This window comes from Pseudomonas sp. Root569 (genome assembly GCF_001427465.1).
Classification (GTDB): Bacteria; Pseudomonadota; Gammaproteobacteria; order Pseudomonadales; family Pseudomonadaceae; genus Aquipseudomonas; species Aquipseudomonas synxantha.
Window position 1 is genome coordinate 1 of record NZ_LMGQ01000003.1, and the last position, 13,782, is coordinate 13,782.

12 protein-coding genes and 1 pseudogene are annotated in these 13,782 nt (G+C 57.9%); 3 read left to right on the forward strand and 10 right to left on the reverse strand.

Annotated features, from left to right (window positions below; all coding sequences use genetic code 11):
• Window positions 1-369: 369 nt before the first annotated feature.
• The 9 genes from msrQ to mrcB all read right to left on the reverse strand — a co-directional run bounded on the left by msrQ (window position 370) and on the right by mrcB (window position 10,188).
• Complete coding sequence (gene msrQ, locus ASD70_RS03760) at window positions 370-990, reverse strand: protein-methionine-sulfoxide reductase heme-binding subunit MsrQ (protein ID WP_046069526.1); 621 nt, start codon at window positions 988-990, stop codon at window positions 370-372.
• On the reverse strand, window positions 990-2,003 hold the full coding sequence (gene msrP, locus ASD70_RS03765; RefSeq protein ID WP_046069527.1) for a protein-methionine-sulfoxide reductase catalytic subunit MsrP: 1,014 nt from the start codon (window positions 2,001-2,003) through the stop codon (window positions 990-992). Before msrP ends, msrQ begins: the two co-directional genes overlap by 1 nt.
• A 63-nt stretch (window positions 2,004-2,066) precedes the next feature.
• Entirely contained in the window at window positions 2,067-2,924 is an 858-nt protein-coding gene (gene pssA / locus ASD70_RS03770; protein ID WP_043050593.1) for a CDP-diacylglycerol--serine O-phosphatidyltransferase, read from the reverse strand.
• A 145-nt stretch (window positions 2,925-3,069) separates the two neighbouring features.
• Window positions 3,070-4,086 (reverse strand): ketol-acid reductoisomerase, encoded by a 1,017-nt coding sequence (gene ilvC / locus ASD70_RS03775; RefSeq protein WP_003176099.1) that lies wholly within the window; start codon window positions 4,084-4,086, stop codon window positions 3,070-3,072.
• 47 nt (window positions 4,087-4,133) lie between these two features.
• On the reverse strand, window positions 4,134-4,625 hold the full coding sequence (ilvN, locus tag ASD70_RS03780; RefSeq protein WP_003176102.1) for an acetolactate synthase small subunit: 492 nt from the start codon (window positions 4,623-4,625) through the stop codon (window positions 4,134-4,136).
• Between the two features lie 2 nt (window positions 4,626-4,627).
• Complete coding sequence (locus tag ASD70_RS03785; protein ID WP_056845807.1) at window positions 4,628-6,352, reverse strand: acetolactate synthase 3 large subunit; 1,725 nt, start codon at window positions 6,350-6,352, stop codon at window positions 4,628-4,630.
• A 431-nt stretch (window positions 6,353-6,783) separates the two neighbouring features.
• On the reverse strand, window positions 6,784-7,113 hold the full coding sequence (locus tag ASD70_RS03790) for a YqcC family protein (protein ID WP_056845689.1): 330 nt from the start codon (window positions 7,111-7,113) through the stop codon (window positions 6,784-6,786).
• Entirely contained in the window at window positions 7,113-7,847 is a 735-nt protein-coding gene (locus tag ASD70_RS03795; RefSeq protein WP_056845690.1) for a tetratricopeptide repeat protein, read from the reverse strand. The genes ASD70_RS03790 and ASD70_RS03795 overlap by 1 nt, the downstream gene beginning before the upstream one ends.
• A 16-nt stretch (window positions 7,848-7,863) precedes the next feature.
• Entirely contained in the window at window positions 7,864-10,188 is a 2,325-nt protein-coding gene (gene mrcB, locus ASD70_RS03800) for a penicillin-binding protein 1B (protein ID WP_056845691.1), read from the reverse strand.
• Between the two features lie 118 nt (window positions 10,189-10,306).
• Here mrcB and ASD70_RS03805 point away from each other — a divergent pair, with 118 nt between their 5' ends.
• From ASD70_RS03805 to ASD70_RS03815, 3 genes are all read left to right on the forward strand, one after another.
• Window positions 10,307-11,863: a bifunctional aminoglycoside phosphotransferase/ATP-binding protein gene (locus ASD70_RS03805; protein WP_056845692.1), complete on the forward strand. Its 1,557-nt coding sequence runs from the start codon at window positions 10,307-10,309 to the stop codon at window positions 11,861-11,863.
• A 92-nt stretch (window positions 11,864-11,955) separates the two neighbouring features.
• The gene (locus tag ASD70_RS03810; RefSeq protein ID WP_046069532.1) at window positions 11,956-12,300 is read left to right on the forward strand and encodes a pentapeptide repeat-containing protein; all 345 of its coding nucleotides are present in this window, start codon (window positions 11,956-11,958) and stop codon (window positions 12,298-12,300) included.
• Window positions 12,301-12,502: 202 nt separating this feature from the next.
• The gene (locus ASD70_RS03815; RefSeq protein ID WP_046069533.1) at window positions 12,503-12,775 is read left to right on the forward strand and encodes a TfoX/Sxy family protein; all 273 of its coding nucleotides are present in this window, start codon (window positions 12,503-12,505) and stop codon (window positions 12,773-12,775) included.
• Window positions 12,776-13,018: 243 nt separating this feature from the next.
• On the opposite strand, the pseudogene ASD70_RS03820 reads toward ASD70_RS03815, so the two are convergent.
• A pseudogene (locus ASD70_RS03820) lies at window positions 13,019-13,738 on the reverse strand (heme ABC transporter ATP-binding protein); the annotation flags it as partial.
• Window positions 13,739-13,782 lie beyond the last annotated feature (44 nt).

The window sequence follows — 13,782 nt, forward strand, 5'->3', positions numbered from 1 at the left end:
CTGTCAAGTGATTATTTTCAGAAGCTTTCGAAGATTTCTTCAACAACTTCAACCACTTGCGCTTCTGATCTCTCATCAGCGGGAGGCGAATTCTACAGCGTTACACGCTGCTGTCAACACCTCTTTTTCAACTTCCTTTTGGCTTCGATGAACTGAAGCAACTTGCCGTCGAAAACTTCATAACTCATTGTTTACCAAGGAGTTTTCCGTTTCGACTGCGCCGGAAGTGGGGCGAATTATAGGCNGATGAACTGAAGCAACTTGCCGTCGAAAACTTCATAACTCATTGTTTACCAAGGAGTTTTCCGTTTCGACTGCGCCGGAAGTGGGGCGAATTATAGGCGTCTGGAATCTGCCGTCAAGGGTTAATTACACTTTTGTGGCAGAAGGTGCTTTTTTAGCAATAAGGCGGGGGATTCGCCGCATAACTGGAGGCACCCGCAGCAGCAGAAGCAGCGCACCGATGGAAGCGTAGACAGCCCACTCCTTCAAATCAGCCCGAACTATCCAGAGCATGTGCAGCAGACCAAGCCCGAGAATCACATAGACCAAGCGATGCAACTTCTTCCAACGACTACCCAACCGTCGCTGGCTGTAGCGATTAGATGTGACAGCCAGCACTAATAAAGCAAGAAACCCCAACGCCCCCACAATTATGTAAGGCCGCTTGCGCAGCTCCACGCCGAGCTGGGACCAATCGAGCCCAAGGACGAACACGCAATAAGCCGCCAAATGCAACACAACATAGGCAAAGCACCACAATCCCAATTGCCGGCGTACCGCGATCCACCCCGCCCAACCGCTCAACTTCTGCAGCGGCGTCATCCCGAGCGTGACCAGCAGCAGAATCAACGTACCCAGACCCAGGCGATCGACCAGCACTTTTCCCGGATCAGGCCCAAGGGCAAAACTCCATGCTTCATATAGCCAGAGCAATGGCCAAACCGCCGCAGCTATGAAGACCCCAATGCGCCAGATTGGAAAGCGCATCAGTAGTTCTTCCGCAGGTCGAGACCTGTATATAAAGAAGCGACCTCATCGGAGTAGCCATTGAACATCTGCGTGTCGCGCACATTCGGACTGAACAGGCCGCTGGGGAGTCGTCGCTCCCTCGCCTGGGTCCACCGCGGATGATCAACCGTGGGATTCACGTTCGCATAAAACCCATATTCATCAGCCGCAATGCTTTGCCAGGTGGTTTTCGGCTGTTCGCTGACAAGGCTGATCCGTACGATGGATTTCACACTCTTGAAGCCATACTTCCACGGCACAACCAGGCGCAACGGCGCACCATTCTGGTTAGGCAATTCGCGCCCATACATGCCAACAGCGAGGATCGCCAGTGGATTCATCGCCTCATCCAGACGTAACCCTTCTACATAAGGCCAATCGATCAAGCCAAAACTTGAGCGCTGCCCCGGCATGCTCTTCGGATCCTGAAGGGTCTCGAACCGGATGTACTTCGCTTTGGAGGTCGGCTCAACCTGCTTGAGCAACGCCGAGATCGGAAAGCCGATCCACGGGATTACCATCGACCAGGCTTCAACGCAGCGCAGGCGATAGATGCGCTCTTCCAGCTCATAGGGCTTCATGAAGTCTTCCAAGGCATAACGCCCAGGCTTCGCCACCTCACCGTCGATGACAACACTCCAAGGCTCGGTCTTGAGCGAACCTGCATTCGCCGCCGGGTCGCCCTTGTCGGTACCGAACTCATAAAAATTGTTGTAGTTGGTTGCGTCCTTGAACGGCGTGATCGCCTCATCCTTGACCGTCACCGCCTGCCACTTCGTTCCAGGAAGCTTCTCGGCAAACCAACTGGGCGCCCTGCCCGCCTCGACATCGGCATAGCGCGCTGCATCGTCCGCACTGGCCCAACGCGGCAAGCTACTGGCGGCAATACCGGCCAGCGCACCACCGAGCAAGCTGCGGCGAGAGAAATAGAAGGATTCAGGCGTGACATCCGATTCGTGACAATCGGACGCTTTAGGCAATTTGATTAACATGGCAACTCCGCAGCATTGGAGAACTGATGCACCAATAGACTGCGGAGTATGGGGGAAATTACATTAAGACAATGTTTTGTCCCGACGCAGATGCAGCAAGTACTGAATCGGCCCCGAAGCCGCGTAGACGAGGAACGCCAACAGCAGAATACGCGGCGGATCGCTGAACACTACCGCAAACACCAGTACCACCACTAGGATCGCCACAAAAGGCACGCGCCCCTTGAGATCCAGCTCCTTGAAGCTGTTGTACTTGATATTGCTGACCATCAGCATGCCGGCCGCCGCTACCATCAAAGCGACCAGGAACGACATTTTCGAGCCCTGAATACCGTAGTCACTGAATGCCCACACAATACCGGCTACAACACCCGCCGCTGCCGGACTGGCCAGACCGATGAAGTAGCGCTTGTCAGCGGTCCCGACCTGGGTATTGAAGCGCGCCAGGCGCAATGCGGCACCGGCAACATAGATAAAGGCAACCATCCAGCCGACCTTGCCCATGTCACCCAATGCCCAGGCAAACGCCAGCAACGCAGGTGCGACACCAAAGGCGACCATGTCCGACAACGAGTCGTATTCAGCGCCGAAGGCACTCTGGGTATTGGTCATCCGCGCTACGCGCCCATCCAAGCCGTCGAGCACCATGGCCACGAAGATTGCGATGGCAGCAAAACCAAAATACTTGCTGGCACTCGCCGCATCACCTGCCGCCAGTGCACTTTGGGCACTCATGGAGTTGATGATGGAATAAAAGCCGGCAAACAGGTTCGCCGTCGTAAACAGATTGGGCAGAAGATAGATGCCACGATGCCGGACCTTACGGCCTTCGGCGTCATGCCCTTCTTCGACATGTTCATCGATCGGCAGCATGCTTTCGGCGTCGGAAGCCTGGTTTGGCTCTTCGGGACGTTCGCTCATGGACTTTACCTTGCAACGGTGTGAAAAAAATTCGACAGATACTTGCGGCGAGTGTTCGCCCGCAAACGATGCAGCTTTATACCAGAACCGGCCCCTCAAACGAAAAAACGCGGCCTAAGCCGCGTTTTCCCTTGATGCGTACGACTTAGTTCTTGGCTTTGTCGACGATCTTGTTGGCACCGATCCACGGCATCATGGAGCGCAGTTGCTCGCCGATGACTTCGATGCCGTGAGCGGCGTTGTTACGACGCTTGGCGGTCATCGAAGGGTAGCCGGTCGCGCCTTCGCTGATGAACATTTTGGCGTATTCGCCGTCCTGAATACGTTTCAGGGCGTTGCGCATGGCTTGGCGGGACTCGGCGTTGATCACTTCCGGACCAGTCACGTACTCACCGTACTCGGCGTTGTTGGAGATCGAATAGTTCATGTTGGCGATACCGCCTTCGTACATGAGGTCAACGATCAGCTTCAGTTCGTGCAGGCATTCGAAGTAGGCCATTTCCGGCGCGTAGCCAGCTTCAACCAGGGTTTCGAAACCGGCTTTGACCAGCTCAACGGTACCGCCGCACAGAACGGCTTGTTCGCCGAACAGATCGGTTTCAGTCTCGTCCTTGAACGTGGTTTCGATAATGCCGGTGCGACCACCACCAACGCCAGCAGCGTAGGACAGTGCAACGTTTTTGGCGTTGCCCGAAGCGTCCTGGTAGATCGCGATCAGGTCAGGGATACCACCGCCTTTGACGAACTCGGAACGCACGGTGTGGCCCGGGGCTTTCGGCGCGATCATGATCACGTCCAGGTCAGCGCGTGGCACAACCTGGTTGTAGTGAATCGCGAAACCGTGGGAGAAGGCCAGGGTGGCGCCTTTCTTGATGTTCGGCTCGATTTCGTTCTTGTACAGCGCGGACTGGAACTCGTCCGGGGTCAGGATCATGACCAAGTCGGCAGCTGCAACGGCGGAAGCGACGTCTGTCACTTTCAGGCCATGGGCCTCGGCCTTGGCAACGGTGGCCGAGCCTTTGCGCAGGCCAACAGTGACGTCTACGCCGGAATCTTTCAGGTTGCACGCTTGGGCGTGGCCCTGGGAACCGTAGCCGATGATGGCGACTTTCTTGCCCTGGATGATCGACAGGTCACAATCTTTATCGTAATAAACTTTCATGAGGTTCCTCTATATATCCAGGCCGTAAGGCCATTCGCTAATTTGGGTTAGATGCTGAGTACTTTGTCGCCACGGGCAATCCCGGTGACACCACTGCGTACGGTTTCCAGAATCGAGGCCGTCCCGATCGACTGGATGAAGCTGTCCAGCTTGTCGCTTGTACCGGTCAGTTGAACGGTATAAACGCTGGCGCTCACATCGACGATCTGCCCACGATAAATATCGGTAGTCCGTTTGATCTCGGCACGTTGGGCACCCGTGGCCTTGACCTTGACCAGCATCAGTTCGCGCTCGATGTGGGCACTTTCCGACAGGTCGACCAGCTTGACCACTTCGATCAGCTTGTTGAGGTTCTTGGTGATCTGCTCGATCACCTCATCGTGGCCCACGGTGGTCAACGTCAGGCGCGACAGGGTCGGATCTTCGGTCGGGGCCACGGTCAGGCTTTCAATGTTGTAGTTGCGTTGCGAAAACAGGCCGACAACACGGGACAGAGCGCCGGGTTCGTTCTCCAGAAGCAGGGAGATAATATGCCGCATGATTAAGTACGCTCCGTCTTGTTCAGCCACATGTCGCGCATAGAGCCGTCTTTGATCTGCATCGGATAGACGTGCTCGCTGGTATCCACCTGAATATCGATGAACACCAGGCGGTCCTTCATGGCGAACGCCTGTTCCATCTTCGGCTTCAGATCTTTCAGATCGGTGATGCGAATGCCGACGTGGCCATAGGCTTCAACCAACTTGACGAAATCCGGCAACGATTCCATGTAGGAATGGGAGTGACGGCTACCGTAGCTCATGTCCTGCCACTGGCGAACCATGCCCAGTACACCGTTGTTCAGGCAGACGATCTTCACCGGAAGACCATATTGCAGGCACGTCGACAGTTCCTGGATGTTCATCTGGATGCTGCCTTCACCGGTGACACAAGCCACGTCGGCATCCGGGAAGCTCAGCTTCACGCCCATGGCTGCCGGGAAACCAAAGCCCATCGTGCCCAGGCCACCGGAGTTGATCCAGCGGTTAGGCTTGTCGAACGTGTAGTACTGGGCTGCGAACATCTGGTGCTGGCCCACGTCGGAAGTCACAAAGGCGTCGCCCTTGGTCACTTCGCACAGGGTTTCGATCACGGTTTGTGGCTTGATGATGCTGCCGTCGCCCTTGTCGTAAGGGAACAGGCCACGATCACCACGCCATTCGTCGATCTGCTTCCACCAACTGGCAACGGATTCCTTGTTCGGTGCCTCGCCAATGTCCTTCAGTGCAGCGACCATTTCGGTCAACACGCTTTCCACCGGCCCCACGATCGGCACATCGGCCTTGATGGTCTTGGAGATAGACGCCGGGTCGATGTCGATGTGGATGATCTTGGCATTCGGGCAGAACTTGCTCGCGCCGTTGATCACACGGTCATCGAACCGCGCGCCTACGGCCAGGATCACGTCGGCGTGGTGCATGGTCAGGTTGGCGGTGTAGCTGCCGTGCATGCCAAGCATGCCGACGAACTGACGATCCGAACCCGGGAATGCACCGAGGCCCATCAGGGTGTTCGTCACCGGCAGGTTGAGCAACTTGGCCAGCTCGGTCAGCGGAGCAGAACCACCGCCCAGAATCACGCCACCACCGGAGTAGAGCACTGGACGCTTGGCCGCCAGGAGCATTTCTGCCGCCTTGCGGATTTGCCCCGAGTGCCCACGCACGGCCGGGCTGTAGGAGCGCAGCTTGGCTTTCTTCGGGAAGATGTATTCGAACTTTTCGGCCGGGTTGGTCATGTCTTTCGGGATATCAACCACTACAGGGCCCGGGCGACCGGACTGTGCGAGGTAGAACGCCTTCTTCATGACCTCCGGGATTTCCGACGCATGCTTGATCATGAAGCTGTGTTTCACGATCGGGCGGGAAATACCGATCATGTCGGTTTCCTGGAATGCATCGGTACCGACCATGGTGCTGGCGACCTGGCCGGAAATGATCACCATCGGGATGGAGTCCATATAGGCAGTCGCGATGCCGGTAATAGCGTTGGTAGCGCCTGGACCGGACGTTACCAGTACCACACCGGCTTTACCGGTGGCACGGGCGTAACCGTCAGCCATATGGGTCGCGGCCTGTTCGTGGCGAACCAGGATGTGGGTAACAGCCGGTTCCTTGAACAGCGCGTCGTAGACATGCAGCAGAGCACCACCTGGGTACCCGTAGATATAGTCGACGCCTTCGTCACGCAAAAAGCGGACGAGCATCTCACCGCCAGATAAAAGCTCCACGTTGTTCACCTCTAAAACGCCAGAATACCGTCCGTTAAAAACCGACGGGTCTTAATAGGTTTACTTCTCAACAGAGCATGAGCGACGGTGGTCGCCGACTACGTCAGCACTGACTGAGCAAGTATTGGGATCGTCCCAAGTGTTGCGGGCTTTTCCCACCCAGCGCGAGGTAACGCGTTGCGGGTGTTACAGGTCGGCGCGGATGTGCGCCTCATGATCTGCTGAGCGGGCCTGCTTCTGGCAGTCCCGATACAGCGGACTTTGGATTCTTCTGTTTCAGGCCGTTCAAGTCAAGCAATAATTGCGCTTTTTTCCAACTAAGCGCATGAGAACGTAGAAGAAATGGCTTTGAGGAGGGATAAAACTCGCCTGAATGTCGTCAAGCGGTAGAAATCTGCGCAAGACTGCCGAAAAAACCGGCAGTCAGGCAATTAACGAGCGTCGACGATCAATTGGTCGAACTTTTTCAGCGCGTTACGTAAGCCAAGGCTCTCCAACGGCCGGTCGGCGTAGACCATCTCGGCCATTTCCAGGATTCCCGACGCGTTCGGCAATGGCATGTCCTGCTCCAAGATCTGCTTCATGCGCACGAGGAAGATCCATTGCAGCCACTGGTGGAAGTCCAGGGTATCGACCGAAAAGGGCTCGACACTGCTGAGCGCTTCAGCGCTGGGGGGCACTTCGTCCCACCAGCCCTGCACGCGCAGTTCGCGCTCAATCAGCAATAACTGTTCGGCAATCGCTGGAAAACGCGCATCCATCAGAGGCTGACCTTGGCTTTCTGCCGTGCCTGGGCGGCACCTGCGGCGTCACCCTGGGCAGCACGCGCATCACCGATCAAGGCCCACAAGCTGGCTTGCAGGGCCGGGCGACCATTGGACAGGGACAGGCCACGGCGAGCGAATTGCTCCGCTTGGGGTGCATCGCCCTGGGCCATGCGCACCTGGGCCAGACGATACAGCACTTGCGGCTCGCGAGGCGCCACGCGCTGGGCACGTTCAAGGCTAGACGATGCGCCATTCAAGTCGCCCCCCGCCTGCTGCTGTTGAGCGGTGGTGAGCAGCGCCAGCACCGGGCCATCCAGTTGTTCATCAGCCGACAGCCCGCCTGCGCTGGATGCCGACGGAATCCCGCTTGGCGTCGATGGCATGGTGTAAGTGCCCTGGTTGACCGGCGCAGTTTGAATCGGCGCGGAATCCACCGGCCCGGAGGTGCTGGGGCCTGGAGTCCATGGCTCGGCACTGATACGCGCCGAGGTCGCGGCACCACTACCAGGCACCATAACAACCACGCCTGAATCCTGCGGTATCGCTTGGGTTGCAGCTTGGGCAGGACGCTTGACCACGGTCTGGCGAAAGCCACCATTGACCGAGATGCGGTCGTTATTGGAGACGGCCGTGCTTGAGTCCACCACGGGAATTGAGCCGCGCTGCACGCTGGAGCAACCGCCGAGCAAAGCCAGAGCCGCAATCGCTGGAATCCACAACTTGTTCACTTGAAACCCTCTTTGCTTAATTCATCCAGCCCTTGACCCAATCCATCACCGATTCCGCGTCAGCAGGGGCACTGCCACCGCATGCGGCGCCGGGTGGTGGTTCGCTGCCGCGAATATACGGCATCTGTACCGCGCCCGGACAGTTGGCATCAGAGCCTTGGCCGGTGTGCGGGTCGATCCAGGCCTGCACGATATTGTCCGGCTGCGGCATGTTGAGCGGCAACGGGTCGGCCTTGCGCATGAAACTGGTCCACACCTGCAACGCACCGGTGGCCCCGGTAAACGGCGTCTTGCCGTTATCGTCACGCCCCAGCCACACCACGGCCAATACATCCTGGCCAAAGCCCGCGAACCAGCTGTCACGCGAATCGTTACTGGTACCGGTCTTGCCGGCCAGGGTCAGGTTCGACGGCAGCACGTTATAGACCGAACGCCCAGTACCCTCACGCATCACGCGCTGCATGGCGTTCTGGATCAGATAGATAGAGCCCGCGTCGAAACGCTGCTGGATCTGGAACGGATAACGCTTGAGCGGCTCGCCATCGGCGGTCAGCACACTGCGAATACCGCGCATCGGCGTATTGAAGCCGCCGTTGGCCAGGGTTTGGTACATGGTGGCCACTTCCATCGGAGTCATGGCCGCAGCGCCCAGTAGCATGGACGGGAACGCCGGGAATTCACGTTCGATCCCCAGTCGCGCCAATGTCTTCAGCACATTCGGCACACCGACCTCAAGCCCCAGGCGTGAGGTCGAGATGTTGTAGGAATGTGCCAACCCCTGATACAGGAACACCGTGCCGTGGGAGCGTCGATCGAAGTTCTTGGGCGTCCAGACCTGGCCGTCGGCGCCTTTGACCGATAGCGGGTCATCCGACAGCCAACTGGTCAGCGTGTACTTGCTGGGCTTTTCCAATGCGCTCAAATAGACAGCCGGCTTGACCAGCGAGCCTATCGGACGCACAGCATCCAGCGCACGGTTGAAGCCGGCGAAGCTGGCCTGGCGGCTACCGATCATGGCCTGGACTTCACCGGTCTCCGGGTTGGTCACGACCATGGCGGCCTCGACTTCATCCGAGCCTTTGCGGCCGGTCAGGCGCTTGAAGGTGTCGTTGACCGACGCCTCGGCCTTCATTTGCAGGATCGGATCGAAGCTGGTGAAGATCCGCAGGCCCTCTTCGGTCAAGTCTTCGTCACGGTAGTCTTCACGCAGCTGACGCTTGACCAGGTCGATAAAGCCGGGGAATGAGCTGTCTGCCAGCTTGCCACGGGTGGTCACACCCAGTGGCATTTTCTTCGCCGCGGCCACCTGCTCGGCCGTGGCAACACCTTGCTGCTCCAGCACATCGAGTACCAGGTTACGGCGCTCAAGCGCACGCTCCGGGTTGCGACGCGGGTTGTAATAGGACGGCCCCTTGACCATCCCCACCAGCAACGCGACTTGATGCAACTTCAACTCAGACAATGGCTGCCCAAAGAAGAATTGGCTGGCCAAGCCGAAACCGTGCACCGCGCGCTGGCCATCCTGACCGACGAATACCTCGTTGAGGTAGGCCTCGAGGATTTCCTGCTTGCTGTAATGCAGCTCCAGCAACATTGCCATCATGGCTTCAGTGAGTTTACGGGTCAGGCTGCGTTCGTTGGTCAGGTAGAAGTTCTTGACCAGTTGCTGCGTGAGCGTACTGCCGCCCTGGGTCATCTTGCCGCCGGAGGTGTTGACCCAAATGGCGCGGGCAATCGACTTCGGCGAGACGCCCCAATGGCTGTAGAAGTCGCGGTCTTCCACAGCCACCAGGGTTTCCAGCAGGTACGGCGGAACCTGATCGAGTTTGATCAGGATGCGATCTTCAAGATTTTTCGGGTAAATACCGCCGATCATCAAGGGTTCCAGGCGCACCACCGGCAGCTTGGAGCCATTGAGCGACGACAGCTCAGCCACATAGTCGCCGGAAAAACGCACACGCACAGGCTGAGCTTTTTCAAGGCCTTCGTAGAACTGGAAGCCACGGGTGTTCAGGTCGACGGTATTACCGCTGACGGCCGCCGCGCCCGGGCCATTGCTCACGGGCTCGCGACGGTAGCCCAGTGCGTCGAGCTCGGTCAGGAAGTCTTCCTTGCTCAGCTTCTGGCCAGAGAACAACTCCAGCGGGCGTGCGTACACCTTGGCCGGAATGGTCCAGCGCTTGCCGGAGAACTTTTCCTGCACCACGGCATCGAGGTACACCGCAAAGCCGGCGATCACCACAAGGCCAACCAGGCCAAGCTTGAGCGCCCAGCCCAGCCAGGGGCGCAGGCTGCGGGAAGGAGGTTTTTTACGGGAACGGGGAGATCGGGTTCGAGTCATGGCGGCGGATTATACGCACTTTATTGATGATCAACATGAGCCGGACAGCGGTTTGCACGACTGGCATCAGCAGCCATAATGCCCACCATGATTTCTCCCCGACTTTGAAGGATCGCCCGTGAGCCAGTCCCTGATCGCTGCCCTGCAAAACCCGGCTTTGTACCCTCATCCGGTTGAAGCGTTTCAAGTCATCGAGACCCATATTTCCTGGGTGATACTGACAGGCGCTTACGCATATAAACTGAAGAAGCCGATGAACTTCGGCTTCCTGGACTTCACCCAACTGGAGGACCGCGGCCACTTCTGTCGCGAGGAACTGCGCCTCAATCAGCGCCTGACCGCAGATTTGTATCTTGAAGTGTTGCCGATTACCGGCACTGCCGAAGCACCGCAACTGGGCGGCGATGGCCCGGTGATCGAGTACGCGCTGAAGATGCGTCAGTTCCCGCAAAGCCAGATGCTCAGCACCCTGCAAGCCAACGGCGAACTGACCTGCGCGCACATCGACGAGATGGCCCAGCAGATTGCGCACTTCCACCTCACCGCCCCCAAGGTTCCCCAAGAACATCCGGCCGGCACGCCGGAGGAAGTGATGGCTCCGGTGCGCCAGAACTTCGACCAGATCCGCCCGTTTCTTAGCGACAAGGCCGACCTGACTCAACTGGAGGCCCTGCAAGCCTGGGCTGAAAGCAGTTTTGAACGTCTCAAGCCCCTGCTGGAGCAGCGCAAGCTCAATGGCTATACCCGCGAATGCCACGGCGATATCCACTTAGGCAACGCAACCCTCATTGATGGTCACGTGGTGATCTTCGATTGCATCGAGTTCAACGAGCCCTTCCGCTTTACCGATGTGTACGCAGACACCGCGTTTTTGGCCATGGACCTGGAAGATCGCGGCCTGAAAAGCCTGGCACGGCGTTTTATCAGCCAGTACCTGGAACTGACCGGTGACTACCAGGGCCTGGAGCTACTGAACTTCTATAAAGCCTACCGTGCGCTGGTTCGCGCCAAAGTTGCGCTGTTCAGCATGCCGAGCGAAGCAAGCCCGGTGCAACGCGCCAACACCCTGCGCCAGTACCGCAATTACGCCAACCTGGCAGAAAGCTACAGCACCATTCCGTCTCGCTTCCTGGCAATCACCCATGGCGTTTCAGCCGTGGGCAAGAGCCATGTCGCCATGCGCCTGGTCGAAGCCTTGGGCGCCGTGCGCCTGCGCTCGGATGTGGAACGCAAGCGCCTGTTTGGCGAGCAACAGATCGAAAACACGCCACAGGCCGGTATCTACAACCATGACGCCAGCGCTGCCACCTACGCACGCCTGAACGAAATGGCCGACACCGTGCTGCGCGCCGGTTACCCGGTGGTGCTGGATGCGACCTTCTTGAAACGCGCTCAACGTGACGCGGCTGCCCAAGTCGCCGAAGCTACCGGGGCGCCGTTCCTGATCCTCGATTGCAACGCGCCTCAAGCCGTTATCGCCAGTTGGCTGGCACAACGTCAGGCGGATAAAAACGACCCGTCCGACGCAACACTGAGCGTTATCGAAGAGCAGCAAGCCAGTCGTGAGCCGCTGACAGCACAGGAGCTGTTGCTGAGCAAGCGTGTCGAGACCAATGAAAGCGGGACCCTCGACGCTTTAGTCGCTCATATCCGTCAGCGCTTGCCGGGCCTGTAAGAAATATTTCTTGGTCGTGTCGTCTACTTCGACGCACGACCCAGAAATAGTGGCACTATAATGGCGTCATAATTCCAACAGGAGTCGCCATTATGAGTCAGCCCAAGCTTCTCGACACCCCGCTCTACGCGCTCCTGCACAAGGACGACATCCGCGGCTTCAATCAGGAACGCCCTGAGGGTGGCCCCATCGACATGCGTGGTGGCGACTTCCGGGGCTTGGACCTGCGTGACCTGAACGCCAAGGATGTTGACTTCACCGACGCCTATTTCCGTTCGGCCGACCTGCGCGGCCTGGATTTACGCGATTGCTCGCTGGAGGGCGCCAGCCTGGCCCACGCGCAGATTTCGGGGACCTATTTCCCACCCGAGCTCACGGCTGACGAAATTCTGATGTCAGTCAATTTCGGCACTCGCCTGCGCTACCGTACCAAATAGCCTTCGCCCAGAACCCCGGCTAAGTCCCAGGCACGCCGGGCGATTGCCGCCTGCCTGTCGCTAAAGCCATCACACCATTCTTATAAGCTTTTCGCCCGCTTCTGACCAAAGAACCACGCTTTTCCTACTGAGCGCTACACTCATTTTCAGGCTGCCTGGTTACGACACCCACCGCACCATTCGGCCGTCGCAAGGAGGCTTGATGAACGATGAGCTGCAACACCTGAAAAACCTAGGCAAGACGTCAGCGCAGTGGCTGCATGCGGTGGGCATCCACAGCGCGTCCGATTTGCGTCGCCTGGGAGCGGTCGATGCTTACCGAGCCGTGCGAACTCGCGGCTTTCGAGCATCGAAAGTCCTGCTGTATGCAATTGAAGGCGCATTGATGGATGTGCACTGGAACGACATTCCCACGGAGCGCAAGGAGGCGCTCAACCGTCAGCTGGATGCTATGTCAACGCGTCAGAAAAACTAGATTGGCATGCAGACCCAATGTTTACGGGCATTACAAACGGGCGTTTGAGAAAACTCGATGAGCATGCAAAAACAAATGTTGACTCTCAAATGAGAATCGTTATGATTATCACAACTGGTCGCGAGATCAGCCGATAACTGAAAGACCATTGGTTCGGACTCTCAGATTATCTCCTCATCAGGCTAATCACGGTTATTTGACCCGGCTCTTGCCGGGTCTTTTTTTGCCCGCACATAACTGAGCTCAGCGCGCAATGATCAGCGGGTGCCCGCGCTCCGGATGTGGCTGTACCAGAACCTCCAAGCCAAAGACGGCCTTGAGCGATTCAGATTGCAGGACTTTAGAGGGCGTATCCAAGGCATGAGGGCGTCCGTCTTTCAGCAACAGGATGCGGTCGCAGTAACGCGCGGAAAGGTTCAAGTCATGCAGGATCACCAGCACGGCAGCGCCTTTGTCGGCGAAGCTGCGAATGGCCTGCAACGTGGTGTGCTGGTGCAAAGGATCGAGCATCGACGTCGGCTCATCCAACAACAACGTCTGCCCCGCCTCACCCGGCCATAACTGCGCCAATACCCGCGCGAGATGCACACGCTGCCGTTCGCCTCCCGACAAAGCCAGGTAACTGCGACCACTCAAGTGGCCGACATCCGCCGCTTGCAGCGCCGCATTGATGATTTCGTCATCGCACACTCGCCCGGTCTGATGGGGCAAGCGCCCCATGCCTACCACCTCTTCGACACGAAAAGCAAAATCCAGGGTTGAGCTTTGCGGTAACACCGCCAGGCGCTGGGCACGCTGGGCGCCGCCCAGGCTCTTCAACTCTTGCTGATCCAGCCACACTCTGCCCTGATCAGGCTGCAACTCCCCGCAAAGCGCCCCCAGCAAGGTACTTTTGCCGGCGCCGTTCGGTCCCAGCACGCCCAGTACTTCGCCCGGCAACAGGTTCAAGGTGACATCGGCCAGCACGGTTTTACGCCCTCGCCGTATCTGCAACGCTTCAGCTCGCA